Origin of the sequence: Bacillus sp. RZ2MS9, from assembly GCF_001816185.2 — a bacterium.
GTDB lineage: Bacteria > Bacillota > Bacilli > Bacillales > Bacillaceae_G > Bacillus_A > Bacillus_A cereus.
On sequence record NZ_CP049978.1, the window covers coordinates 2167029 to 2193609 of the forward strand.

Below are 26581 nucleotides of genomic sequence, written 5' to 3' on the forward strand. Positions count from 1 at the left end.
ACCATCCCCACTGATGATTAGTTCAACTAATCGGTTTTTACAGGATAAAACTACGATGGAAGGGGAGGATATGCTATGCCTGGTACAAGAAGTGGGATTGGAAAGATTCAGGCTTCGTTAAATGGTTTATCACCGAAATTGCGAAGTATTGCCGAACATATTTTGAAACATCCACAAGATGTTGTACATAAATCTATTACAGAATTAGCTGAAGTTACGAATAGTTCCGAAGCTACGATATTTCGCTTATGTAAAAACCTTGGTTTGCAAGGTTTTCAAGATTTAAAGATTACATTAGCTCGTGAAATTGTACATACACCGATGCAAAATATCCATGAAGAGGTATCAGCAGAAGATAGTATGGTAACTGTTGCTAAAAAAGTTTTTCATTCGCATATTACAGGACTGCAAGATACTTTACATTTGCTTAATGAAACGGCACTTGAGCAGGCTGTACGAGCCTTACAAGAAGCAAGTCGAATTGAGTTTTATGGAAATGGTGGCTCTGGTATTATTGCAATGGATGCGTATCATAAGTTTATGAGAACGGGTATTTCTTGTATCGCTCATACTGATTCGCATTTTCAAATTATGGGGGCAGGTTTACTCTCGGAAAATTCAGTTGTTATTGGTATTTCTCATTCTGGTAGCAATAAAGGATTACTTGAAGCGTTAGAAGTAGCGAAAGCAAGAGGAGCCAAAATTATTGCGATTACGAGCTATAAGAAATCAGCATTAAGTCAACTTGCTGATATAACGTTATATACATCAACACGTGAGACTGAATTCCGCACAGAAGCAAGTTCATCACGATTAGCACAGTTAAGCTTATTAGATACTTTGTATGTAGGGTTGTCGTTGCAGCGACAAGAGGAAACTCTAAAAAATTTACAAAGTATACGTGAAACGATTTCGATGAAGCGAATATAAAAAAAGCTCTTCAAATGAAGAGCTTTCAGACTGTAGACAAACTATTTTTGGAGAGTTCAAATGCTAAAAATAGTTTGTTTCTTATTTTAGGGATAATTTATCCAATGGAATTTATATGTAGTGCTTTCTATACTATAATTTACTATAAGTGAGGAAGGTGTCTTATGAAAATATCTGTTTATGTTGCAAGTGCATTTAGCAAGGATCATAAAGGCGGAAATAAAGCAGGAGTGGTATTTATTGAGAATACATTGACCACTACTCAAAAAATGGAAATAGCCAAACAACTGGGCTATGCGGAAACCGCATTTATATCAGAATCTGAAATTGCTGATTATAAATTTGAGTATTTTACACCAAAAGAAGAAGTTGATTTATGTGGTCATGCCACAATTGGCTCTTTCGCGATACTGATGCATTTAAATAAACTTTTCAGGAATCGCTATACGATTGAAACGAACAGCGGTGTTCTTACTATTACTATAAAAGATGACATCATATTCATGGAACAAAATAAACCGATATTCTATGATGTTGTATCTCCAAACGAGTTCATCGACTGTTTTGATAGTAAAGATATAGAAAATAAATACCCAATTCAAATTGTCTCCACGGGCTTAAAAGATATTTTAATTCCTATAAAAAGCGAAACACAATTACATGCACTGCAACCTAATTTTGAAAAAATTAAAGAAATCAGCAAGTATTATAATGTTGTCGGGATGCATCTATATACTTTTAATGACAATCGAATTATATGCAGAAATTTTGCTCCGCTATACGACATCAATGAAGAAGCAGCGACTGGAACTTCGAACGGTGCATTAGCTTGCTACCTTTATGAACAGGACTACTTGAAAAAAGAAGTCTATGTATTTGAACAAGGTTATTCTTTACACTCGCCTTCTGAAATATTAGTTAAATTAGCAACCAATAGCAAAAATAAAATAGAAAAAGTTTATGTTGGTGGCAAAGGATATTACTGTGAAACTAAGTGTTTACATGTAGAAAATATTGAGTGAAGAGCTTTTTTATCGGTGAGAAGTTTGTTAATTTATTTTGTTTTAGAAATATGTGACTTACTTATAGTCAATGATAAACTCTCATTTTTAAAAATTTAAAATAAAGACCGATTTGTGTAATAATTCAAATATTGTTCATAATTTCACAAGTTGTTTATGAAGTGTCATGTTATGATGAAGATGTAATGATGATTGAACACTTAAATTTGGTAGAATAACTAGCCAAAGTAGTGAAGAAAGTAGTTGTGAGATAAACTCATTAAAATGCTAAAACACTAAAGGGGAGATCACATATGAAAGCAGTAGTGGTTAATAAAAACAGCAAAGCAAACATCGAAGTGATTGACAAAGAATTACGTCCGTTACACTCAGGTGAAGCGTTAGTAGATGTAGAGTATTGTGGAGTTTGCCACACTGATTTACACGTTGCGAATCATGATTTTGGTAACACTGATGGCCGTATTCTTGGTCATGAGGGTGTAGGTATTGTTACGAAAATAGCTGATGATGTTACTTCACTAAAGATAGGTGACCGTGTAAGTATTGCATGGATGTTCCAATCTTGTGGACGTTGTGAATATTGCGTAACTGGTAGAGAAACATTTTGCCGTGAAGTTAAAAACGCTGGTTATTCAGTGGATGGTGGTATGGCTGAACAATGTATCGTTACAGCTGATTATGCGGTAAAAGTACCAGAAGGATTAGATCCTGCTCAAGCATCATCAATTACTTGTGCTGGTGTAACTACATATAAAGCTATTAAAGTATCAGATATTAAACCTAGTCAACCTATTGTAATCTATGGCTGCGGTGGATTAGGTAACTTAGCTATCCAATATGCTAAAAATGTATTTGGTGCAAAGGTAATCGCAGTAGATATTAATGACGACAAATTAGCCTTAGCGAAAGAAGTTGGTGCTGATATGACTATCAATCCAATTTCTCAAGGTCCTGCTGATAAAATTGTGCAAGAGGAGTTTGGTGGCGCTTATGCTGCGGTAGTAACAGCAGTCTCTAAAGTAGCCTTTAACTCAGCAGTTGATGCAGTACGTGCTTGCGGTAAAGTAGTTGCAGTAGGGCTACCAGTAGAAACAATGGACTTAAACATCCCACGACTTGTACTGGATGGAATTGAAGTAGTTGGTTCTCTAGTTGGTACTCGTAAAGATTTGGAAGAGGCGTTTATGTTCGGGGCAGAAGGAAAAGTAGTGCCGGTTGTTCAAACTTGTTCTCTAGATAAAGTACAAAATGTATTCGAAGAAATGGAACAAGGTAGAATTCAAGGGCGTATGGTAATTGATTTTAAAAAACATAATTGTGATTGCAAATAATTCACTTTAAATATAAAAAGCATGAGTCTAGCAAAGGACATGTAAAAAAGTTAGACAGTATAAGAAGATGATCCCTGTATTTAATAGGGATCATCTTCTTTATTTTCTACTAATATCAATGCCAATTAATACTTGATTAATGAGAAATGATTAAAGGTTTACTTTATTTGCAAACGAAAAGGAATCTTTATGTTTAACAAATTTTTTATGATCTGGAACGTTTTGAATTGCTACAATTTGCGAATCTCTTGCTTTCAGTGCATCTTGAATCCCGATGGTCATAAGCTTAATAAATAGAATCGTAATAAAGAATGAAGCGAGAGTATAAAAAATAATCCACCATGAAAGATTCATTTCATTACGATTTAATCCAATAAGACCTGCCCAATCATTAGATAGAGAAACAGGTTTGAGCACTCCGTCATAGAGTTCACGCATTTGTATGCCACCAATTACAATGTTAAGCAACGCTAAATGGATAACGAGTATGAGTGTTTGGACGATATGTTCCATAAATAATACAAATAAGCGGTCAAGTAATAAGACTCGTAAGTGTTTTTTAATAATATGAAAACGACTAGCCCCCAGTAATTGTGAACTTAAGATGTAATCTTGTTTCATAAATTCATCAACCTCTGAGGATATGTATAAAGAAAGTGTAGGCAGAGCGACAAAAATAAGTACGAGTACTTGATAAAACGTAAATGAAATATTTGGATCTACCCCATCAGCATTTGATGTGATTATAATATTAACGGGCGTGATGAGTATGAATGCGATAAATAGAGTTGGAATATAATAAAAAACTTCTGAGCATGACTGGAAAAATCTCTTGAGTTTTGGAGCAAATAAACTTAAGAGGATTCCTATACATGTTCCGCATAAAATTCGAAAGAAGCTAATTGCCATGGCCAATAAAATAGTGAATTTTGCTCCTTCTACAATTTGTAAGAAAATAGACTCTCCAAAACGATCAGATCCAAAAGGTGGAATTAACGATGGCGGAAAGGGGGCCTTTCCAAGTAATTCGTTATTGTCATTGTAAAGTAACTGAGGAGGTTTTGGGATGTTATCTTTAAAGAACCAACTATAAATAAAACTAGCTGAAATAAGTATGAATAGATAAGTAAAGCCGATTAAAAAGCGTTTTGATTTCCAAATAGATTTCATAATGATACTCCTTTCAATTGCTTTTTCCATCTATTCATCATGAATGAGACTATTTGGAAAATGGCGTAAAATGGTAAAACAATCATAACAAGTGTGATAAATGCAGCTGGAGGTGAAACAAACGCCTTATTAAATAAAAATTGAATAATGCCTTCCATATTAAAAACAAATTCTAAAATGAATAAATTAGAAAGTAAGAAAACAAAAATCGTTTTTAAATGGTGGAAGAAGTGGATAGATATATTTTTGAATAAATGAATGCATAGTATATAACTTGATGAAAGGCCTTTTCCATATGCAACCTCTACGTAATGTTTTCCTTGCTCTTCTTTTATGTATAACACCATCATCCGAAACATTTGTAATGTAGGTAAGACAGCTAATGATAAAATAGGGAGTAAATAAGCTCGATTTTCATTAAAAGAAATAATAGTGACAGGAGATTCCCCAAATTTCTGAAGTACCCATATGAAAAATATTTGCAAACAAATCATCATCATCATATCAGGGACAGCTTCTAATATGAACACAATTCGGTTTATCCATTTTTTTATATAATCTTTTGCTAAAAAATAAAAAAATGCCATGCTAGATGATAAAAAGAGAGCAAGAAAAAAGGCTAAAAATAATATAGTAAATGAATATAGGTAAGGTTCTAAAACAGTTGGAAATAATGGTGTTTTTTTGAAATGGCCAAACTTCGGGTCTGATCCTATAATCACTAATGATTCAGGGGAAAAAACCTGTTTTAACATAGTAACGGTCTGATTAAAAAAATAAATTGGTTGAAAGGTAAATCCTTGTTGAGTGATAAATAAATAAGGTAAATTTAATAATAGTAAGAGTGATAAAAGAATTGATGAAAGCTTAATTGTGAATTGAGATATTTTATTTAACATTAAATCCCTCCGACATCTTTTTACAACATTATACAATAAATTAAGTGTTATTGTTTTTATTTTTCTGAAAAATAAAAATACTTTCGGTTTTATAGTATGCAAGATATATTTACAAGATAAAAAAGTGATAGTAGGGGGCCACGCTCTATGTTTATCAAGATAAAAGACTAGTGAACCTAAAACAATAAATAAGAGCAAAATGCACAGAATTCTCATTCTGCGGTTAGTTACTTTTCTTGGCTTGATGGTGATGTTACGTGACCGCTAAAAATGAATATTGCTTTTCAACTCTTTCTTCAAGCAAATAAGTAGAACGTATGGAGGACTATGTATGTGTTGTTAATGAGAGGAAAGGGTGTATTGCGTAACGAATATAACGTAATTTTACCGCATGGAAAAGCTAAATGTAGTATATAAGTGAAATGGAATGAGGGGATTTATTTTTTGATATGAAGAAAATTTTCTTTTTATAACTTGATAAATGAAAAAATATTTTATATACTAATTCATGTAAACGGTTTACTAAATCGTATTTTGCTAGAAATGAAGGGAAGATTCGCATGGAAACAAGGGGGAGAGTAATCGGGATTGATATCGGTACCACAAGTACAAAAACGGTTGTGTTCACAGAAAAAGGAAAAGTCATTGCATCACATGCAATCGATTACCCAATTATTCAACCGAATGTAGGATGGGCTGAGCAAGATCCTGATGTAATATGTGCCGCTGTATACAAAAGTGTAAGCGTTGCCATTGGAAAAGGTAATGTATTACCAGAAGATATTTCTTCAATCGGTATTAGTACAGCTATGCACGCATTAATTGCAGTAGATGAAAATGGTGCGCCATTAACGCGTTCTATCATTTGGGCAGATAATCGAAGTACGAAGCAATCAGAAAAATTATTACAACAAATGAATGGGCATGAAATTTATAGACGTACAGGTACACCGATTCATCCGATGTCACCACTTTCTAAATTGTTATGGATGAAAGAAGAGGAACCAGAGTTATATACAAGTGCCTATAAATTCATTTCCATTAAAGAGTATGTGATTTACCAATTATTTTCACGCTACGTAGTTGATTATTCGATTGCTTCTGCTACGGGGTTATTTAATTTAGAAACATTAAACTGGGATAAAGATGTTTTAACTATGTTACATATGTCACCAGAAAAATTATCAACCCCTGTACCAACTACATATATTTTATCAGGTATGAAGCCAGAATTAGCACAGAAGATGGGGATAAGTGCAGAAACACCAATTGTCATCGGAGCAAGTGATGGGGTTCTTGCAAATGTAGGAGTTGGTGCGATATCACCGGGTGCGGCTGCAATTACGATTGGAACGAGTGGTGCGGTTCGAACAATCTCATCGAATATAAATACAGATGAGAAAGGGAGAACGTTTTGTTACGCATTAACAGATGAGCACTGGGTAATCGGTGGTCCAACGAATAACGGCGGAATATTACTGAGATGGTTACGTGATGAATTTGGTAGTCCAGAGCAAGAAGTAGCAAGAAAGCTCGGCATTGATCCTTATGATTTATTAATTAAATATGCAGAAAGCGTACCAGCTGGAGCGGATGGGCTATTGTTCTTACCTTTCTTATCTGGAGAACGCGCACCTTACTGGAATGCAAATGCTCGTGGTACATTCTTTGGAATCAATCTTCAGCATAAGCGAGAACATTTTATACGTGCAGTGATGGAAGGTGTTTGTATGAGTGTATATTCAGTAGCACTCGCAATCAGGGATTGTACAGGGCCACTTACTGAAATACGAGTTTCAGGAGGGTTTGCAAAATCTGCATTTTGGAGACAAATGTTGTCCGATATGATGGGAAAAGAATTGCTTGTACCTGAAAGTCATGAAGCATCTGCGCTTGGGGCAGCGGCAGTTGCTTTGTATGCTGTAGGAAAAATTGATTCTCTTGAAGAGGTAAAGGATTGGATTGATATTGTCCATCATCATGTACCGAATAAAGAAAATACGGCTATATATTTAGAAATGTTTTATATGTATGAACGACTTTACAATCGCTTGAAAGAAGAATTTGATTGTATAGCTGCTTTCCAACGTAAAAAATAGGGGGATTGGGAGAAATGGTAGTTGGGATCGTACTAGCGGCAGTTGTCATACTACTTTTACTTATTACGGTAGTAAAATGGCATCCATTTGTCGCATTAATTTTAACAGCAATTGGTGTAGGATTAGCAATGGGAATGCCTTTAATTGGAACTTCACCAAAAGATCCAGGAATTATTGATTCTATTAAACTAGGACTTGGTAATACGTTAGGATTTTTAGCAATAGTTTTAGCACTAGGAACGATGCTTGGAAAAATGATGGCCGAATCTGGTGGTGCTGAACGTATCGCTAACACATTAATTAATCGTTTTGGGAAGAAACGAGTTCACTGGGCGATGATGTTCGTTGCATTTTTAGTAGGGATTCCGGTATTTTTCCAAGTTGGATTTGTACTATTAATTCCGTTAGTATTTACAATTGCGTTAGAAACTGGGGTATCACTTATTACAATTGGTATTCCGCTAGTAGCAGGACTATCCGTTGTGCACGGACTAGTGCCACCGCATCCAGCGGCAATGGCGGCAGTTGGTATTTTTAAAGCAGATGTGGGGAAGACAATTTTATATGCGTTAATTGTCGGACTTCCAACTGCAATTATTTCAGGTCCACTTTACGGGAAATGGATTGGTGCTCGTATACATAAGGAAGTACCATTAGATATAGCGGAGCAATTTATTGAAAAAGATAATAAAAAAGAGCTTCCAAGCTTTTGGAATACATTGTTTACAATTTTACTTCCAGTATTTCTTATGCTTGGTGCATCAATAGCAGAAGTTGCATTAAATAAAACGAGTCAACTAGCACAAGTATTACACTTTATTGGAGATCCGATTGTGGCTTTATTAATTGCAACCATTTACTCTTTCGTTAGTCTTGGATATGCAAAAGGTTTCTCAAAAGATAAAGTGTTACAATTTACAAATGATTGCCTTGGACCTATTGCAAACATATTGTTAGTGATTGGTGCAGGCGGAGCATTTAATAAAGTATTATTAGATTCTGGAATTGGAACGACAATTGCAGATATGGCGAAAGAATCACATATTTCACCGATATTATTAGGGTGGGGAATTGCGGCACTTATTCGAATTGCAACTGGATCGGCAACTGTTTCTATGATGACAGCAGCTGGTATTGTTGCGCCGATTGCAGCAAGCACACCAGGTGTAAATGTTGAATTATTAGCACTTGCAACTGGTGCAGGGTCATTAATTTTATCACACGTGAATGATTCAGGATTTTGGATGATTAAAGAGTATTTCGGAATGACTGTGAAAGAAACATTATTAACATGGACTGCAATGGAGACTATATTATCTGTAGTAGCACTTGGGCTAATTTCGATATTAAATATATTTGTATAGAATAGGAGATTGATTAATATGAAACTAGGTTTAATTGGATTAGGAAAAATGGGATTCCCATTAGCTGAACACTTATATGAAGACAAGCATGAAGTAGTTGTATACGATGTAAATAAAGAGCTTGTTGAAAAGGCAGGAAAACTAGGAATTACTGCACGTCATACATTAAAAGAAATGATCGCTGAACTAGAAGCTCCTCGTACAATTTGGGTAATGGTGCCTGCAGGAGAAGTTGTAGAGTCAGTACTAAAAGATGTTTATCCGTTATTAGATGAAGGTGATATCGTTATTGAAGGCGGAAATTCATTCTATAAAGATACGTTACGCCGTGCTGAAGAAGCAAAAAGCTTCGGATTACATTATGTAGATATCGGTACATCAGGCGGTGTAGAAGGAGCTAGATACGGTGCTTGCTTAATGGTTGGTGGAGAAAAAGAAATTTACGACCAATTAGAACCTTTATTTAAAGATTTAGCAGTAGAAAATGGCTATTCTTATGCTGGCCGTGTTGGTAGTGGTCATTTCTTAAAAATGGTTCATAACGGTATTGAGTACGGCATGATGCAAGCAATCGCTGAAGGATTTGAAGTACTAGATAAGAGTGACTTTGATTTCAATTATGAAGATGTTGCAAAAGTATGGGCGAATGGATCAGTTATCCGTGGTTGGTTAATGGACTTAACTGAAAAAGCATTTGCAGAAGATCCGAAACTAGATGGCATTAAAGGTGTAATGAACTCTTCAGGAGAAGGAAAATGGACTGTTGAAACTGCACTTGAACTTCAAGCTGCAGCACCAGTAATCGCTATGTCATTATTTATGCGCTATCGTTCTCAGGAAGATGATACATTCCATGGAAAAGTAGTTTCAGCACTACGTAATCAGTTCGGTGGACATGAAGTTGTGAAAAAATAAGGATGTTTTTGAAAAGAAACTTGTGCATAAGCGCAAGTTTCTTTTTTATAGTTTAAGAAATTACTAATTTAAAAATACCAATCAATCATTGTTTTTTTGTCACAAATGACAATAACCTCCTCTTAGACTTTGAAATGTACGGATTCCCGCATTATGTTTTTTTGTATTGATTGTATCAAATATAAAGCGCTGCATGAAATATATCTCAACATAAAAGTAAGAATAAATAAAATGAAGTTTTCATAAATAGTAAAAGGGTGCTTATGTCATCAGTATAGCTAAGAAATGTTGTTACATATGAGAAGAGCGTGTTAATAAAATATGAGGTGGTTAAATGGGAAATGAGCAAGTGAAGTCTGTAAAGAAAGAAAAAAAGTTATGTCTTTGTATGATCGTCAAAAATGAGTCTAGAATTATGGAAAGATGTTTAAATGCAACAAAATCAATTGTAGACTTTGTTTCTATTTGTGATACTGGATCGACGGATAATACGCCTGAAATTATTGAAAATTGGTGTAAGGAAAATGAGATACCTGGGACGGTTCATCATGAGCCGTTTAAAAACTTTGGTTATAACAGAAGCTTAGCTGTTTCGTTAGCGCAAAAAACATACCCAGAAGCAGATTATTTATTAATATTAGATGCGGATATGATTTTAGAGGTCGATCCGAATTTCGATAAAACGAGCTTAACGGAAGATCATTATCTTACATTACAATATGATGTTCATATTAAATATTGGCTTACACGTCTTTTGAAAGCTTCTTTACCATGGAAATCTGTCGGTGTTACTCATGAGTATTGGGATATAGATCGTTCAAAAGTTGGAGCGAATTACAATACGAGGGTAGCTCGGTTAGAGACTCTTGTCGTGAATGATCCCGGAGATGGCGGGAGCAAAGCTGATAAATTTGAAAGAGATGAGAGGTTGTTGTTACAAGGAATAAACGACCCAGAAACAACGCCAGATTTGCATATAAGATATTTATTTTATTTAGCTCAGACTTATTTTCATTTAAGTCAATTTGAGAATTCAATTAAATGGTATAAAAAACGAGTGGAAGCAGGAGGATGGGTTGAAGAGGTATTCTATTCGTTATTGCGAATAGGATTTTGTTATGAGCAGTTAGCAAATCGTTCAGCAAATAAACAAAATGAAGTGACAGATGCTGATGAAAAAGAAACTGTTAAAGGGCAAGAAGAGCAATATTTAGCATTAGCTGTTTTTTATTTTCAAAAAGCTTGGGAATATAGACCAACCCGGGCTGAACCATTATACCAACTTGCAAGGTTGTATCGATTACGATCTCAAAACAATATTGCTTTGATGTATGCTCTGCAAGGGAAGGAAATTCCTTTTCCAAAGGATGATCTACTATTTGTAGATTATCATGTGTATGATTACTTATTTGACTATGAAATTTCTATTAGTGCTTTCTATATACCTCATAAAAAACATTTAGGGGCGGTGTCGCAAAAGTATTTGGAATCGATAAAAGAAAAGATTCCATTTCATATAGCAAATATAGTAGAGAATAATGCGAAATTTTATTAAATACATTTTCGATTAAAGGAGTAGTGGAGTAATCATGGAATTAATGCGATGGGCGATTGAACTAGGAGAATCGGTGCATGGAAATACGTATGAAGAATTGATGCCACTACTAGACTATTATTATGATCGTGATCATTTAAAAGCGTATTGTATCGCAAATCTTCTTTTAAATATGGATGTATTAGATGAGGACCGGGAAAGAATCGAATTAAGAAGATGCATTGCTGCTTATTATGCTGGATTATATAAAGTAGCAAGAAAACATGCAAATGAGTTGGTACTTAAACATCCAGATGTAGATTTATATAAAAATAATTTAAGATTAATGGAAGTTTATTTGAATAAAGAATATGATTATTGTCTTTTTATATGCCCAAAGACATACGGTAGTTTCATAGATGTTGCGCGAGCTTTAAAGTGGCGGTTGGAGCAGGAGGGAAATACAGTAATTATATCAGAAACAATACTGGAAAATGCAAAGAATACAGTTGTTTTTGGAGCACATACATACGCATATAACCCGAATCTTCTTACGAAAGATGCAATTATTTATAATTTAGAACAGCTATACGAAGGAAGTCCATATGCGCATCCCCTTTATTTAATATTATTAAAAGATAGAGTGATTTGGGATTATAGTAAACAAAATATAGAATGGCTTCAACAAAAAGGGGTAGGAAAAGAAATAAAACATGTAGAAATGAACTATGCTCCAACTTTGGAAATAAAAAAAGATGCGTTTGAAGATGAGATTATTGAAGATATTGATATTCTGTTTATAGGTGCTCTTAATCCGAGGCGACAAGCTATTTTTGATCATCTAAAAGCGATTGCCCCGAATTTAAATATAGTTTTTAAAAATAATGCGTGGGGAATTGTTAGAAATGAATTGATTGCTAGAGCTAAAATTATATTAAATATTCATTTTTACTTATCAGGAATTCTTGAAACACCTCGCGTGTCTTATGCAGTTGCGAATAAGAAATTTATTATTTCCGAAAATAGTAATCCAGAAGATGAGGTAGAGTGGCCAGGAATTGTATTTACTCCGTACGAAAAAATAATTGAAAACGTAATGAAATATATAGAATTACCAGAAGAACGGAAAAGATTAGCGGAAAAAGCATATAATCATTTTGAAGCAAATGAAAGTTTAGGTACATTGAGCATGAGAGATGAATCAAAGTAATTGTACGAAACTCATACGAAAGTATGAGTTCTTTTTTGTTTATCATACTATTTTATGAAACAAGTTAACTCTTTATATTGTGTTTTGTATAGAAATTTCTGATAATATATAAGTAGAACTTGAAAACAAAGGGGAGAAATAATCATGAAACTAGTCGTTATTAACGGTACACCAAGAAAATTTGGTAGAACTCGCGTGGTGGCAAAATATATTGCGGATCAATTTGAAGGGGAATTATATGATTTAGCAATTGAGGAGTTACCTTTATACAATGGAGAAGAGTCGCAACGTGATTTAGAGGCAGTAAAAAAATTAAAAACGTTAGTGAAAGCTGCGGATGGGGTTGTATTATGTACACCAGAATATCATAATGCGATGAGCGGTGCGCTGAAAAACTCTTTAGATTACTTAAGTAGTAGTGAATTTATTCATAAACCAGTTGCGTTGTTAGCGGTTGCTGGTGGCGGTAAAGGTGGAATAAATGCATTAAACAGCATGCGAACGGTCGCTAGAGGTGTTTATGCAAATGCAATTCCAAAACAAGTTGTGCTTGATGGATTACATGTGCAAGATGGTGAACTTGGGGAAGATGCAAAACCATTAATTCATGATGTAGTTAAAGAATTGAAAGCATATATGAGCGTATATAAAGAGGTGAAAAAACAACTAGGAGTGGAATGATATGTCCTCACTTTATCATGATTCTCGCTTGTATTACATTCTAGGAGCCAATAGTCTATCTGCTATTGGTTCCGGAATTGTTATGATAACGATTCCTTGGCTGTTAATTAAAGAGAGTGGAGGAGAGACAACATTTGGTTATGTTTCTATCATTGCAACCCTCATTATGTTTTTATTAACACCATTCATTGGGCAAAGTATTGATCGTTTTTCAAGAAAATCTTTATTGCTATGTAACGAAGGAATCGGAATAATGGCTATATGGGGATTTGTTGGGCAACCTTATCATTCTATTCACTATATTCTTATTTATATAGCCGGATCATTCTACTATTTATTATTTTATCCTACAATATTTGCGTTCAACCAAGAGATATTTCAAGCAGAACATTATAAAAGTTTAAGTGGAACGATGGAAATACAAGGACAGTTAACACAAGTTATTTCTGGAGCGGCCGCGAGCTTCTTAATTGAAATTGTATCTTTGAAGTGGATTTTGTTAGTAGACATGTTAACTTTTGCTGGAGCATTTTTTCTTTTCTTATGTATACCGTACGTAAAGAAAAAAGAAGTGAAAAGAAAAATAACATTTAAGAAGCAATTGTTTGAAGGAATTCACTTTATGAAAAAACGTCCTAAGCTCTTTTGGTTCTTACTGGCCACTTATATGCCGTTTATAGGTGTTATGATGGCAAATTATTTAATACCAGTTTATATTTCGGATATACTTAAAGCCAATGCCTCTGTATACGCAATAGAGGGGATGATGTACGGTGTCGGAGCGGTTGTTGCAGGAATCTGTATTCCACTCATAATGAAATATGTAAAAACAGAAGTTTCAATCGTTATGACGATGTTCATTTATGTAATTTCAATTACCGCAATGATTATTGAACCTTCCGTAATTTTCTTATATGGACTTGCAATTTTTCAAGCAGTTGGAAATGCGGGTACAAGAGTGGCGAGAAATGTATTGATGATGGAGGAAATTCCAAACGAAGTAATGGGACGTGTAGACAGCTTATTTCGCCTAATTGGTACTGGAATACGAATTGTATTATTAATGCTGTTTACAGCGGGTGTATCTAAAGCCGGAGTAATGCTTCCGTTTTACGTATTAAGCTGCATATTGATCTTCTCATTAGGAATCGCTATTTATTATGTACTATCACAACGTAAAGTAGCGGCGAATGTTTCTAATAAATCAATCGTTTAAAAAAACACTTCTGCCTCCCTTTCTTTTTCTATATAATAAAAAGAAAGGGAGTGCAAACTTATTTATGAACAAATGGATCTTTCTTATCATTTTATTATTACCGCCACTATACATCATTTATATGACGTTTCGAATGAACAAAGTTGCTCGTGAAAAGTTGAGCTATCACTCTCCGTATGTTCTTATACTGGGTGCAAAGTTATTTGGAGATAGACCGTCTTTATCTCTTCAAAATCGTTTGGATGTAGCGTTGGAATATTTATTTTCCCATCCTGAAGCGAAAGTAATTGTTTCAGGTGGTCAAGGAGAAGATGAAGATATACCGGAAGCTCACAGCATGAGAAACTATTTAATGGCGCGCGGTATAGATGAGAGTCGTATTTTAATAGAAGATCAATCTACAAATACGTATGAAAACTTAAAGTTTAGTATGGATTTATATAATGTGAAACATGCAGTAGTTGTAAGTAATACGTATCATTTATATCGAACGAAAATAATTGCAAAGCGTTTAGGCATGAAGATGGAGGCACTAGCTGCTGAAACACCAATTCGTTCTAAGAGAAAAATGTATGTTCGCGAATATGCTGCTATAATGAAAACAATATTGTTCGACCGTTAGAGCTCAAATGTGAGCTCTTTTTTAATTTAAAAGCGTATCATTTGAAATGAATGCCATATTCCATCAAAATAAAGGAAACAACAGTAAAGGAGTTGTATTTGTGATTCAATTTAATCATGTGTCAAAATCGTATGAAGATGGCACGAAAGCAGTGGATTCATTGCATTTAGAAATTAAAAAGGGAGAATTTTTTGTTCTCATCGGTCCGAGTGGATGCGGGAAAACAACGACAATGAAGATGATTAATCGTTTAATCGAAACGACTGAAGGATCGATTTTAATCGATGGAAAAGATATTCAACAATATAATATAAACGAATTACGTTGGGATATAGGATACGTGTTGCAACAGATTGCTTTGTTTCCTCATATGACAATCGCTGAAAATATTGCAGTTGTTCCTGAAATGAGGCAATGGAGCAAAAAAGAAATTAAAGCACGCGTCGATGACTTGTTACATATGGTTGGATTAGAGCCGGATATATATCGAGATCGTATGCCTGATGAATTGTCAGGAGGACAAAAGCAACGTGTCGGTGTCGTGCGAGCATTAGCCGCAAACCCGAAAATCGTTCTTATGGATGAACCATTTAGTGCGTTAGATCCATTAAGTAGGGAACAGCTTCAGAAGGATATTGTACAGTTGCAAAAAAAGATTCAAAAAACAATCGTGTTCGTAACACATGATATGCAAGAAGCATTATCACTTGGAGATCGCATTTGTATTATGAAAGAAGGAAAAGTTGTTCAACTAGATACACCAGAAGGAATTATACATAATCCGAAAAATGAATTTGTAGAGGAATTCATTGGAAATCGTGGGCGAACTTGGTATGAGGGGAAAAGTGTAGCAGATGTATTGCCGCTTGATCAAAGTGTGCAATTAAAAGGGCAGGCGCTATCATTACATTCTTCTTTACAAGAAGCTTTAGTTCGTGTGCGTGATGAGGAGGTCGTTCCAGTTGAAAAAAACGGTCAATATATTGGAGCGTTAACAAGTCGTCACATTGTCAATTACATTGTTGAACAAATGAAGGAAAGAGGCTAAACAGTGACTAATTTTATACAAACGTTCCAAGAACGAAAAATAGAATTACTAACTGCATTAAGTGAGCATTTACAAATATCGCTTATTTCATTATTTTTTGCAGTAATTATAGCGGTGCCACTTGGCATCTTATTAACAAGAAAAGAACGAATGGCTGAATTTATAATAGGAACTTCTGCAGTAATGCAGACAGTGCCATCACTTGCATTACTCGGACTATTAATTCCATTAGTAGGAATCGGAAAACTTCCAGCGATTATCGCATTAGTTGTGTATGCACTATTACCTATTTTACGAAATACATATACAGGAATAAGGGAATTAGATGAATCTTTAATAGAAGCCGCGAAAGCTATGGGGATGAATAGTTGGAGAAGATTGTGGAAGGTAGAACTTCCTCTTGCATTGCCTATCATTATGGCTGGTATTCGTACAGCGATGGTATTAATTGTTGGAACGGCTACATTAGCAGCTCTCATTGGTGCAGGTGGGCTCGGTAAGCTTATACTATTAGGTATAGATCGAAATGATCATGCGCTTATCATTTTAGGGGCCGTACCAGCCGCGTTACTCGCTTTATTCTTTGATATAGTACTTCGCATACTTGAACGACCGAAACGCTCTTCTAAGCGTGTTATATTGACGATATGTATTGTTTGTATAATGATTGCTTCTCCATTTCTTTGGAGTACAGAAAAGAAAGATATTGTTATTGCGGGCAAACTTGGATCAGAACCTGAAATTTTAATTCAAATGTATAAGCAGCTTATTGAACAAGATACAGATTTACACGTACAATTAAAACCAGGTCTTGGGAAAACAGCATTTGTATTTGAAGCGTTGAAATCAGGAGAAGTAGATATATACCCAGAATTTTCAGGAACAGCTTTATCTACTTTCGTGAAAGAAGAACCAAAGAGTACAAATCGTGATGAAGTATATGAGCAGGCTCGCATTGGAATGGAAAAGAAATATAATATGATTATGTTGAAGCCAATGGAGTATAACAATACATATGCACTAGCCATGCCGAAAAAAATAGCAGATCAAAAGAATATAAATACAATTTCTGATTTAGGGAATGTTGCGCAGGAAGCCAAAGTAGGATTTACATTGGAATTTGCTGATCGTGAAGATGGTTATAAAGGAATGCAAAAATTATATAACTATAAGTTCTCGAATGTTAAAACGATGGAGCCGAAGCTGCGTTATAGCGCAATTGAATCTGGAGATGTTAACGTAATTGATGCATATTCAACAGATAGTGAATTGGAGCAATACGGACTGAAAGTGCTAAAAGATGATAAAGGGTTATTCCCACCTTATCAAGGAGCACCATTATTAAGAAAAGAAACGTTACAGAAATATCCTGAACTTGAAAAGGTATTAAATAAATTATCTGGAAAGATTACAGATGAAGAAATGCGAAAAATGAATTATGAAGTTAACGTAAATGGTAAAAGTAGTGAAGAAGTCGCAAAACAATTTTTACAAAAAGAGAAGTTACTTCGTTAAATTTACAAGAAATATACAAATTTATATGTTTGAAATGGCCGTTCATTACAAAATGAGCGGTTTTTTTGTGCATACTTATACATTTTTTCAAAAAAGTATTCCATTTTTGCTCATTTTCTTTTAGAATAAGTAATGTTTTCCTGAAAAAATATAAGAGAAACGTCTATTAGAGAAAAAGGTGACTTTAATAGTTGAACGAACATAACACCTAGAATGACAGATGGGGTGGTACAAATAGAAAAGAAGTTAGGATTTTTTCCATTAATCGCATTAGTAGTTGGAACAATGGTTGGTGGCGGTGTTTTTAGTTTACCGCATGATTTAGCAGTAGGAGCAAACAGTGGTGCAATAATAATTGGCTGGTGTATTACAGCGATGGGAATGATTCCACTTGCGCTCGTATATCAAACGTTAGCAAGACAAAAACCGGAACTTGAAGGTGGAATTTATAGTTATGCACGTGCTGGTTTCGGTGAATATATTGGATTTAATAGTGCTTGGGGATATTGGCTAGCAGGAATCTTAGGTAATGTCGCAACAATTATGTTACTGTTTAGTACATTAGGTTATTTCTTTCCAATTTTCAAAGGAGGAAATAATGTTGCGTCTATCGTTGGGGCATCACTTTTATTATGGACACTTCATTTTTTAATTTTATTTGGAATTCGTGAAGCTTCTATTATGAATGTGATTGCAACAATAGGGAAGTTAGTTCCAATCGTTTTATTTATTGTTGTAATGGTAACAGCCTTTCGCTGGGACACATTTACACATGATTTTTGGGGAGAAGGAACGATCTCACTTTCCGCTATACTTGGTCAAGTGAAAAATACAATGCTTGTAACACTTTGGGTTTTCATTGGAGTTGAAGGAGCAGTTGTATTATCTGGAAGAGCGAAGAATAGTCGAGATGTTGGAAAGGCAACAGTATTGGGACTTATTTTAGTAATGTCCATTTATATTTTAATTTCTGTCCTGTCAATGGGAGCTATGACAAGAGGCGAACTTTCTGTGTTAGAAACCCCTTCAATGGGGCATGTATTAGAGCACGTTGTTGGTCCATGGGGTGCAGTTGCGATTAACATCGGATTAGTTGCTTCACTTGTCGGTACATTAATTGGTTGGTTTTTACTTGTTTCTGAAATTTCTCATGTGGCAGGAAAAGATGGCGTATTTCCGAAAGTCTTTACGAAAACAAATAAAAAGCAAACACCGCACATGGCATTATGGATTTCAAATGGTGTTGCCCAAACTATATTTATCATCGTTTTGTTTTCGGAATCAACATATCAAATTATGTATTTCATTGCCTCAACATCAATTTTATTACCATATTTATTATCAGCGTTATTCCAATTTAAATTAGTCATTACAAACGAGCTAAAAGACGCTAAATTAAAAAATGGAGCGTTAGCTTTAATTGCTTCTATTTACTCTGTATGGCTTCTTTATGCAGCTGGTTTAAAGAATTTACTACTCGTTTCAATTGTGTATGGAATTGGAATTATTGTTTACACATTTGCAAGAAAAGAACAAGGGAACCGTTGCTTTGTAGGTGCAGAGAAGTATGTGATGTGGGCAATTATTGTTGCGGCTATCACATCCATATATATGTTATTAACTGGAAATATAAAAATGTAAAAAGTCCTTTTCATTTAAAGGGCTTTTTTCTTTGTTTAGAGAATATTTACTACATAAGATATTCAGGAGGGATGAGAATGGAAGAAAAAGAACAGTTGTCTAGAATAATTGATTTAGCTAGTGAGTTAAGGAAAGTATTAGTGCAAGAATCTTTTTTTAATCATCATCCTGAACTAAGAGGAGTCATTGAAAATTTAGCAAGTTCTGTTGAAAATTTGGCGGAATTACAAATAAGTAAAGATGAAAACGCTGAAGATCGATTACGTTACGTACTTGCGAAAATGAAAATTGCTCATAATGCAATTTTACAAGAGAAAAAAGCATTTCCTTCTCATTAATATAAGTTTTTATTTTGAACCTGGCGGATAACGTCAGGTTTTTTATTTCTAGTTTTTCGTTTCTTTCATACACTAAGAATAGTATGAAAAAAGAAGGTGACTAAGGTGAAATTACATAAAGCTCTTCAGCCAAGTTTTATAAAACGAATGTACTATATGAGATTTTTAGGGAAATTTACAAAAGCTGAGAAAGAGAAGAGTGGAGAGAATTTCTTTGTACAATGCTTATCGCCAATACCATTCACTTTACAGGAACAATTTACAAATGAACCATATGTATTTGAAGGGTTATGTAGCAATAAAAAGAATGAAAAAATCTTTTCGGAATTAAAGAAGAGGAAATTAGAAAAGCAACTAGTAATGTTTCGTCTTTATTATGAAAGAGGAAATGTATACGTGGAGTTAATATGTACAGAAGAACCGAAAGAAATAGCAAGCAGCTATAAAATGATTCCGGCACCTAAAGTTACAAATAATAAAAAAAGAGAATCTTTAGAACGAAAACTTAGCAACGGTTATTTATCATTTCTTATGCCAAAATTTCCGAAAGACTTTGAGCCTCCCGAATTATTGTGGCACGATGGAAGACTTTACGGAAACATATCCCTAAAGTCATCAATTAGCTCAATTGCCTATTTTGAACAGAAACGTGAATGTAAATATATAAACTGCAGTGACTGGACGAAGTATGTAGAAATAGCGGTAGAAGATCAATTATATTTTGTAAGTGATTATGTGTATGAGCAATTAAAAAAACGAATGCATGAAGAAGGTAAGCTAGTTGAAGTAGAGGATATAAAAGTACAAAAAGATGAATGGGAATGGGATGAGCGTGAATCGTCTTTTTTACAGTATGTACAAAGTATGGTGCATAATAAAGGGTTATATTTGGATGAAACGGATATTTATAATTTCCATATAAGTGTAAAAACAAATATGTTAACGATTCTTGGTGGTATACCGGGCGTTGGGAAATCACGGTTTGTGCAAACTTATGCAGAAGCATTAGGGTTACAGTATGGGGAAGAGTTGGTTTGGATTCCGATTTCGCCATCGTATCAAGAACCACATGATTTACTTGGTTACCTTCATCCAAATGGTACTTTTATTGAAAGTGAAACGAAGTTAGTTAGGACGTTAATGAAGGCGAAAGAAAATCCAAATCAACTGTATATAATCGTTTTTGATGAAATGAACATGTCTCATATTGAGCATTGGTTTACTCCGTTTCTATCTGTTCTTGAACTTGAAACAAAAAATCGTATTTTAAACTTGTATGAGGGTGTACAGGACATAGAGAATTCAATTCCATCAACAATTGAAATTGGAGAAAATATTATATTTGTAGGTACTGTGAATTTTGATGAAACAACAAAAGAGCTCTCTGATCGATTATTAGATCGAACGAACCTAATAACGTTACAGAAAATTCCGTTTTGTGAGATGGACATGGAACAGGGGAAAGTCGTATTACATCCACCTTTGAAAGTAACAGCGGGAGAATTTCGGATAAATTGGATGAGAAATAAAGCGATGATTGAAGTGTTTTCTGAAGAAGAATTAGAGCTATTAGATAAGTTGCATGTCGTATTGTCATCACATGACGCGTCTAAGGGAATTTCTTTCCGATGTGCAAATGCAATTGCGAATTATTTGCAAAACATACCTTTCCAAAATAATCATACCTATATGATCAGTAGAGAAGAGGGGTTTGATTTACAAATAAAGCAGCGTGTATTGACGAAAATCAGAGGGACCGAAATGATGGTTGGGCCTTTACTTTCTGAAGAAGCAAAAAGGGGGGCGACCTTAGTACCTCTTTTGCAATCTGCACTTGCAAACAGAGTATCTACATTTGAACACTCTTTAGCATATATACGAGAAAAACGTAGAGAACTGGAGCTGTATGGATATGCAAAATGAAGGGCGTTACGAAACAAAAATCGTTGATACGAATGAAACGCTCCCTTTTGTATTAAAGTTAATCATTGGAAATGAGGGGAAAGGAGATTATATTTTATTAAATCGTCTTTGTACATCTACTACAGCATTAGTTCAATGTATTTATAAAGTACAAGAATTAAAACCAATAAGATTGCAGTACAATTATGAAATTCCAATGAATATTACTTTTATATGGAATAAAGTATATGAGGGACAGAAAAATATAAAAGAGGCTCAATATGAAATAAATGAAAAAAAACAAAGAGTATTAATATATGAACATGGGAAAACAGAATTCTTTTATCCATGGCGCTGTGGTTTATACCATTTTGAAGTGCGTATAGAAGATACAACGTATTATGGCGCATTTCAAATCGTACCGAAAAACTTTTTTGATGATCAATTTGAAATGATTCAAGACTATGTGAAGTCAATTTTAAATGAGTTGATTTTGGATAGAGGTTACTATAAAAAGACCTTCTCTGCACTTAGCGATATTGAGGATTCTTCTTATTTAGTGTTACTTAGAAAGTTACCCCAAAAAATGAAAATGATAAAGCAAATCTTTAAGAAAATAGAATCAAGCTCAAAATTTATAAATGAATATAAATGGGAAGGAAAAGAGCGAAGGCCAACAAGAAAAGGAACTATAGTGGCAGAACGAAAACCTTATGCCAAACATTATAATCGTAAGTTTATGGAACAAAAAAATAGTAAGGAAAATGCATTTCTTAAATATAAAGCGATGCAATTTTATCATTATTTAATTGAAGCAAAAAGTTTTTTACGTCAAACAATTGAAATCTTAGAAAGAGAAAAAAAGAAAAAATCAGAAGAGTTTCAAGCCGTAAAAACGATTATACAAACAATTGAGCGTAATGGATCGGTAACTGATAGAGAGAAGCAAAAATATAAAAATATACATTTACTAAAAGAAGCCGATTTACGAAAGAGCTCAATGAAAATACAAGAATATAAAATATTGGCGCATATTGTGCATGAAAATGTACAATACTTTCAAATGTTAATGCATTCTTCGTTTTGGAGGGAAGTTACCGAAACAAGTAACATGAACTTACATGATTTACCGATACCACATCAACAATTACTACATCATTTAGAAGTACTCCCGCAATATACGGATCAATCTCCATCGTTATTATTTGTTTATAAGCCAACGTTTTTAGTGTATGAATATTACGCTTTTTTTATCGTTATTTCAATTTTAGAGCAAATTGGTTTTGAAGCTAGAAACTCTATCCGTGAACAAATACAAGAACATTTTTATGTAGATGGATTACAAGATGGAACGACAGTAGTTTTAGAACGAGATGATATAAAGATGCATGTCGCATTTAATGACTTAATTGAAACACATCCTCTTATTGCATTAAGTAAAGGTAGTAATTTTTACAATGGTGAGGATACGAAGAAGCCAGATATTCGCTTAGACTGTTATGTAAAAGAAGATGGGAAATACGTATATAAATCTTCTATTATTATTGAAGTGAAGTATAGTCCAATGTACAATATTTTTCAGCACGTCGGAAATACGAAAGCAACTGAGCAAATGTATAAGTACTGGTCTATAAAGTATGTAGAAGAACAGGATGGAAAGCGAGTCTATTATCGAAGGTCAATTTATGAAGTCATTTGTGTATATCCAGGAAGCCATATGCATAGTAAAAAAATTGAGTCTGGATGCGGTGTTTTCTTGCAGTTATATCCATATAAGACGAAACAAGGGGAAGAGAAATTAGCTGGAAAACATGGGATGGTACAAATTTTTGAAAAATGGTTAAAAAGCATTAAGAAGTAAAAGAAATCCTTTTTCATAAAGGATTTCTTTAGATTAAGAAGAATTATATGCTGTATGGAAAAAAACATAATGTAATTTAGATTTGAAAAGTGATACAAATGTGTTATTAAAAGGAATGTGAGCGCGGGATAAAAGTCGATTAAATTGGAATCTAATTCATTTTGCAGAATATAATAAGTCATAAATATTTTTAGTTGCATACGAAGATTTGTTCTTATATGATAGATAGTGAAAGCGTTATCAAAAACAGAGCGGCGATGGGAAAGGCGGTTAAATATGTTCCAGCGTGTTCAAACAAAGGAAGAACATTTTGGGTTCGAGCAACTATGGGGAGATTTTTGTGAAGAAAGAAACTTAATGTTCGTAGAACGTAATTTAAATCCATCACGATTTTTATTAATAGAAGATGAACATCCTATTGGTACAGTAGAATGTATTAAGTATACGGTACCTGAACAATCAAATTCTGAGTTTTTCTATCCGTTTTCTAAAAATGATTTAGTAAAAGATTTGAAGAATGTATATGAAATAGGCAAGTTAAGTATTTCGAAAACGTCTCGTGGGAGAGGACATTTCAAAAGGCTAACAGCTATTTTATTTATACATGCGTTAGAAACAAAAGCTGAATGGTACATTGCAGCAGTAACAAAAAGAATGTATATGTATTTACTTACACTTGGTTTTCCAATTGAACCAATAGATAATCCTTTTCAGTTTCATGATACTTTACAAGGTGTACCAGTAAGAATTCATGCTCGAAAAGGGGTTACGCATTTGTATTCTTTAAAAGAATTTCGTGATGTGATTCAAGGGAATGCTCATGCACAGGCATTAATTGCAGAATACAGTAAAAATATTATGTTAATGAAATAAAGCGAAGTGAATATGTATAATAAAGAGAATAATATTTATATAGGATATAACTCTTCATTAAAAAAGACCCTTATTATTTTAATAAGGGTCTAAAAATTATAATCCAAATATACTAAAAATCATTTTGCGGCGCTTCGGTTTCTTTTCTCGTTCATATGTTGGTTTTGAATCAGGAGTAATATAAATGGGTTCTTCTTTCGTTAGGGCAGCTTCTAACTTTTGAATTCGCTCTAACATTTCCTCCATTTCACGACGGTGTTGTAAAAGTTGGTACGTGACGACATCATTTGCCTTATCTTGCATTTGTTCTTCCATTCGATCAAGTCTTCTCGTAATAGTGTTTAATTGATCAGCTAATTGCTCAAAATCATTGGGTAATATGTTTTGAACAATTGTATTAACTTGAGTTTTTAATTCCTCAACTTCATTTGAGGAAGCCTTTTGAGTAGATTGAGAATTTTGAGATTGCTCTATTTGAAATCGATGGTGTTCTAACATTTGATCGACATCCTCTTGTGTGAAAATAAAGTGGCCATATTTGTTTTTCTCTATCGTAAGATTTAATTGTTGTGCGATCCGGACAACAGCCTTTGGGCTAACACCTAATTTCTTTGCGATAAATGGTGTTTTATATTCCAAAATAATCCCTCCTATATATATCCTGTTGAATGATTTCGAGCTATGAAGTAAGTTCCCTTCTAGTGCGACAAAAGAAGTGTGGAATCGGCAAAGAAAGTGTTTTTTCACGAAATTGAGTTGAGAAGAATAGTTCGTTTAAATAAAAATGTTTTATCGTAACATTTAGAATAATTTGACTAGTGTAAATGAATTAGATTATCATAATGATAAATATCTTTTTTATGTATGCATATAATATATAAAAAGGTGGTTGCTAATGTAGAATTTTGTTAGAGTATTAGAATGCTTACTTCACTTGAATAAAATTAAGTAGGAGGTGGCTTCCTTGCTTACAAAGTAAGTAAGGAAAAGTATTTGGACATATATAGTATAAGTATAGTGATTGTTTTAATTGCTTTAACGGCATTTTTCGTTGCAGCAGAATTTGCAATTGTTAAAGTGAGAAGTTCACGAATTGACTATTTAATTGCAGAAGGAAATAATCGTGCAACATCGGTCAAAACAGTCATTACAAACTTAGACGAATATTTATCTGCTTGTCAGCTGGGAATTACTGTTACAGCTTTAGGAATTGGGTGGTTTGGTAAACCTGCGTTAAAGCAAATGTTTGATACGCTTTTTGCAAATTGGAATATCTCTACTCAACTAGCAGACATTTTTGCTGTAATTTTAGTGTTTTTGTTAATTACTTTTTTACATGTTGTAATAGGTGAATTGGCCCCAAAAACATTTGCAATTCAAAAATCTGAACAAGTGAGTTTACTTGTTTCTAAGCCGTTAATTTTCTTTTATCGTATTGCATTCCCATTCATTTGGCTATTAAATGGTTCAGCTCGAATCATTACGAAGCTGCTAGGGCTGAAACCGCCGAAGGGACATGATGAGGTTCATTCAGAAGAAGAATTACGGTTGTTAGTTTCAGAAAGTTATAAAAATGGTGAGATTAATCAATCTGAATATAAATATGTGAATAAAATTTTTGAATTTGATGATCGCATTGCAAAAGAAATAATGGTACCTCGAACTGAAATGAATATTATAAGTAAAGAGATGCCTGCTGAAGAAGCTTTGCAAAAAATGTCTCGTGAAAAATATACAAGGTATCCAGTTGTTGATGGCGACAAAGACCACGTAATAGGTTTTGTGAATTTTAAAGATATTTTTACTGAATTTGTACAACATAAAGCTGTTAATAAGAAGACAGTAGAGCAATATATGAGACCAATTATTTTAGTTATCGATTCTATTCCAATTCATGATTTGTTTTTAAAAATGCAAAAAGAAAGAACACATATTGCTATATTGATAGATGAATATGGTGGAACATCTGGACTTGTTACTGTTGAAGATATTCTGGAAGAAATTGTTGGAGATATTCAGGATGAGTTTGATACGGATGAGCAGCCAGAAATTCAAAAGGTTAGTGAAACGAAGACGATACTAGAGGGAAAAGTACTTGTTAGTGAAGTGAATATGTTATTTGGTTTAGGGATTGATGATGATGGTGTTGATACAATCGGTGGTTGGATTTTAACGAAGAATATAGAGATTGCTGAAGAGGATTCCATTGAAATTGAAAATTATAAGTTTTGTGTGAAAGAATTAGATGGACATTATATAAAAAGATTAGAAGTTACAAAGATAGTAGAATCGATTGTTATTTTAGAAGATGAAAAACAAATTTCGTTACAAGAGCAAATTAGCTCGTAAACTCTGCTATATAGCAGAGTTTTTTTGAGCATAATGTTTTTTGAGGGATAAGGGCTATGAT

Annotated in this window: 22 protein-coding genes and 1 pseudogene; 19 read left to right on the forward strand and 4 right to left on the reverse strand. The window is 33.9% G+C overall.

From position 1 onward, the window contains the following. Window positions 1–75 precede the first annotated feature (75 nt). The 3 genes from BHV55_RS11225 (at window position 76) to adhP (ending at window position 3283) form a co-directional block, all read left to right on the forward strand. Window positions 76–930 (forward strand): MurR/RpiR family transcriptional regulator, encoded by an 855-nt coding sequence (locus BHV55_RS11225; protein WP_001119646.1) that lies wholly within the window; start codon window positions 76–78, stop codon window positions 928–930. A gap of 164 nt (window positions 931–1094) precedes the next feature. Next, window positions 1095–1952 (forward strand): PhzF family phenazine biosynthesis protein, encoded by an 858-nt coding sequence (locus BHV55_RS11230; protein WP_000704316.1) that lies wholly within the window; start codon window positions 1095–1097, stop codon window positions 1950–1952. Window positions 1953–2245: 293 nt separating this feature from the next. Further along, window positions 2246–3283, forward strand: a complete 1038-nt coding sequence (adhP, locus tag BHV55_RS11235; protein WP_000649109.1) for an alcohol dehydrogenase AdhP — start codon at window positions 2246–2248, stop codon at window positions 3281–3283. Between the two features lie 150 nt (window positions 3284–3433). Here adhP and BHV55_RS11240 read toward each other — a convergent pair whose 3' ends face one another. Together BHV55_RS11240 and BHV55_RS11245 are read right to left on the reverse strand one after the other, a co-directional pair. Further along, window positions 3434–4453 (reverse strand): ABC transporter permease, encoded by a 1020-nt coding sequence (locus BHV55_RS11240; RefSeq protein WP_058839560.1) that lies wholly within the window; start codon window positions 4451–4453, stop codon window positions 3434–3436. Beyond that, window positions 4450–5352 carry an ABC transporter permease subunit gene (locus BHV55_RS11245; protein WP_048567965.1) on the reverse strand — a complete coding sequence of 301 codons (903 nt, stop codon included), beginning with the start codon at window positions 5350–5352 and terminating at the stop codon, window positions 4450–4452. Before BHV55_RS11245 ends, BHV55_RS11240 begins: the two co-directional genes overlap by 4 nt. A gap of 560 nt (window positions 5353–5912) precedes the next feature. Between BHV55_RS11245 and gntK the strand changes: the two genes are divergently transcribed. The 3 genes from gntK to gnd are packed head-to-tail and all read left to right on the forward strand — an operon-like array spanning window position 5913 to window position 9730. After that, window positions 5913–7451 (forward strand): gluconokinase, encoded by a 1539-nt coding sequence (gene gntK / locus BHV55_RS11250; RefSeq protein WP_048567966.1) that lies wholly within the window; start codon window positions 5913–5915, stop codon window positions 7449–7451. 14 nt (window positions 7452–7465) lie between these two features. Beyond that, the gene (locus BHV55_RS11255; RefSeq protein WP_048567967.1) at window positions 7466–8815 is read left to right on the forward strand and encodes a GntP family permease; all 1350 of its coding nucleotides are present in this window, start codon (window positions 7466–7468) and stop codon (window positions 8813–8815) included. An 18-nt stretch (window positions 8816–8833) separates the two neighbouring features. After that, entirely contained in the window at window positions 8834–9730 is an 897-nt protein-coding gene (gene gnd / locus BHV55_RS11260) for a phosphogluconate dehydrogenase (NAD(+)-dependent, decarboxylating) (protein WP_000765995.1), read from the forward strand. 111 nt (window positions 9731–9841) lie between these two features. Here the strand turns inward: gnd and BHV55_RS11265 are convergent. Then, window positions 9842–9925, reverse strand: a pseudogene (locus tag BHV55_RS11265) (DUF2711 domain-containing protein); the annotation flags it as partial. A gap of 139 nt (window positions 9926–10064) precedes the next feature. Between BHV55_RS11265 and BHV55_RS11270 the strand changes: the two are divergent. The 12 genes from BHV55_RS11270 to BHV55_RS11325 all read left to right on the forward strand — a co-directional run bounded on the left by BHV55_RS11270 (window position 10065) and on the right by BHV55_RS11325 (window position 24171). Beyond that, window positions 10065–11285: a glycosyltransferase gene (locus BHV55_RS11270; protein ID WP_000526236.1), complete on the forward strand. Its 1221-nt coding sequence runs from the start codon at window positions 10065–10067 to the stop codon at window positions 11283–11285. 34 nt (window positions 11286–11319) lie between these two features. Beyond that, window positions 11320–12474: a CgeB family protein gene (locus BHV55_RS11275; protein WP_070757415.1), complete on the forward strand. Its 1155-nt coding sequence runs from the start codon at window positions 11320–11322 to the stop codon at window positions 12472–12474. A 144-nt stretch (window positions 12475–12618) separates the two neighbouring features. Further along, window positions 12619–13155, forward strand: coding sequence for an NADPH-dependent FMN reductase (locus tag BHV55_RS11280; protein WP_000780355.1), 537 nt, complete (start codon window positions 12619–12621; stop codon window positions 13153–13155). Window position 13156: 1 nt separating this feature from the next. Further along, a complete protein-coding gene (locus BHV55_RS11285; protein ID WP_070757414.1) occupies window positions 13157–14371 on the forward strand; it encodes an MFS transporter in 1215 nt (404 codons plus the stop codon). 64 nt (window positions 14372–14435) lie between these two features. Beyond that, on the forward strand, window positions 14436–14993 hold the full coding sequence (locus BHV55_RS11290; RefSeq protein ID WP_001987388.1) for a YdcF family protein: 558 nt from the start codon (window positions 14436–14438) through the stop codon (window positions 14991–14993). 100 nt (window positions 14994–15093) lie between these two features. Continuing rightward, window positions 15094–16041, forward strand: coding sequence for an ABC transporter ATP-binding protein (locus BHV55_RS11295; RefSeq protein ID WP_048567968.1), 948 nt, complete (start codon window positions 15094–15096; stop codon window positions 16039–16041). A 3-nt stretch (window positions 16042–16044) separates the two neighbouring features. Next, window positions 16045–17556: an ABC transporter permease/substrate-binding protein gene (locus BHV55_RS11300; RefSeq protein ID WP_000181014.1), complete on the forward strand. Its 1512-nt coding sequence runs from the start codon at window positions 16045–16047 to the stop codon at window positions 17554–17556. Window positions 17557–17769: 213 nt separating this feature from the next. Continuing rightward, entirely contained in the window at window positions 17770–19197 is a 1428-nt protein-coding gene (locus tag BHV55_RS11305; protein WP_000129448.1) for a basic amino acid/polyamine antiporter, read from the forward strand. A gap of 77 nt (window positions 19198–19274) precedes the next feature. Continuing rightward, on the forward strand, window positions 19275–19535 hold the full coding sequence (locus BHV55_RS11310; protein ID WP_000391445.1) for a hypothetical protein: 261 nt from the start codon (window positions 19275–19277) through the stop codon (window positions 19533–19535). 105 nt (window positions 19536–19640) lie between these two features. Beyond that, window positions 19641–21458, forward strand: coding sequence for an AAA family ATPase (locus tag BHV55_RS11315; RefSeq protein WP_070757413.1), 1818 nt, complete (start codon window positions 19641–19643; stop codon window positions 21456–21458). Next, window positions 21448–23298: a hypothetical protein gene (locus BHV55_RS11320; RefSeq protein WP_048567970.1), complete on the forward strand. Its 1851-nt coding sequence runs from the start codon at window positions 21448–21450 to the stop codon at window positions 23296–23298. The genes BHV55_RS11315 and BHV55_RS11320 overlap by 11 nt, the downstream gene beginning before the upstream one ends. Window positions 23299–23574: 276 nt before the next feature. After that, window positions 23575–24171, forward strand: a complete 597-nt coding sequence (locus tag BHV55_RS11325; RefSeq protein WP_016512876.1) for a hypothetical protein — start codon at window positions 23575–23577, stop codon at window positions 24169–24171. Between the two features lie 96 nt (window positions 24172–24267). Here the strand turns inward: BHV55_RS11325 and racA are convergent, their stop codons facing one another. Beyond that, window positions 24268–24810 carry a chromosome-anchoring protein RacA gene (racA, locus tag BHV55_RS11330; RefSeq protein WP_000456021.1) on the reverse strand — a complete coding sequence of 181 codons (543 nt, stop codon included), beginning with the start codon at window positions 24808–24810 and terminating at the stop codon, window positions 24268–24270. A 354-nt stretch (window positions 24811–25164) separates the two neighbouring features. Between racA and BHV55_RS11335 the strand changes: the two genes are divergently transcribed. Beyond that, a complete protein-coding gene (locus BHV55_RS11335) occupies window positions 25165–26520 on the forward strand; it encodes a hemolysin family protein (protein WP_001987328.1) in 1356 nt (451 codons plus the stop codon). Window positions 26521–26581 lie beyond the last annotated feature (61 nt).

Coding starts and splice junctions, on each gene's coding strand:
- BHV55_RS11245 (WP_048567965.1), bottom strand. CDS start 5,352: ATGTTAAATAAAATATCTCAATTCACAATTAAGCTTTCATCAATTCTT.
- gnd (WP_000765995.1), top strand. CDS start 8,834: ATGAAACTAGGTTTAATTGGATTAGGAAAAATGGGATTCCCATTAGCT.
- BHV55_RS11280 (WP_000780355.1), top strand. CDS start 12,619: ATGAAACTAGTCGTTATTAACGGTACACCAAGAAAATTTGGTAGAACT.
- BHV55_RS11310 (WP_000391445.1), top strand. CDS start 19,275: ATGGAAGAAAAAGAACAGTTGTCTAGAATAATTGATTTAGCTAGTGAG.
- BHV55_RS11270 (WP_000526236.1), top strand. CDS start 10,065: ATGGGAAATGAGCAAGTGAAGTCTGTAAAGAAAGAAAAAAAGTTATGT.
- adhP (WP_000649109.1), top strand. CDS start 2,246: ATGAAAGCAGTAGTGGTTAATAAAAACAGCAAAGCAAACATCGAAGTG.
- BHV55_RS11255 (WP_048567967.1), top strand. CDS start 7,466: ATGGTAGTTGGGATCGTACTAGCGGCAGTTGTCATACTACTTTTACTT.
- BHV55_RS11230 (WP_000704316.1), top strand. CDS start 1,095: ATGAAAATATCTGTTTATGTTGCAAGTGCATTTAGCAAGGATCATAAA.
- gntK (WP_048567966.1), top strand. CDS start 5,913: ATGGAAACAAGGGGGAGAGTAATCGGGATTGATATCGGTACCACAAGT.
- BHV55_RS11290 (WP_001987388.1), top strand. CDS start 14,436: ATGAACAAATGGATCTTTCTTATCATTTTATTATTACCGCCACTATAC.
- BHV55_RS11240 (WP_058839560.1), bottom strand. CDS start 4,453: ATGAAATCTATTTGGAAATCAAAACGCTTTTTAATCGGCTTTACTTAT.
- BHV55_RS11325 (WP_016512876.1), top strand. CDS start 23,575: ATGTTCCAGCGTGTTCAAACAAAGGAAGAACATTTTGGGTTCGAGCAA.
- BHV55_RS11320 (WP_048567970.1), top strand. CDS start 21,448: ATGCAAAATGAAGGGCGTTACGAAACAAAAATCGTTGATACGAATGAA.
- BHV55_RS11225 (WP_001119646.1), top strand. CDS start 76: ATGCCTGGTACAAGAAGTGGGATTGGAAAGATTCAGGCTTCGTTAAAT.
- BHV55_RS11275 (WP_070757415.1), top strand. CDS start 11,320: ATGGAATTAATGCGATGGGCGATTGAACTAGGAGAATCGGTGCATGGA.
- BHV55_RS11285 (WP_070757414.1), top strand. CDS start 13,157: ATGTCCTCACTTTATCATGATTCTCGCTTGTATTACATTCTAGGAGCC.
- BHV55_RS11305 (WP_000129448.1), top strand. CDS start 17,770: ATGACAGATGGGGTGGTACAAATAGAAAAGAAGTTAGGATTTTTTCCA.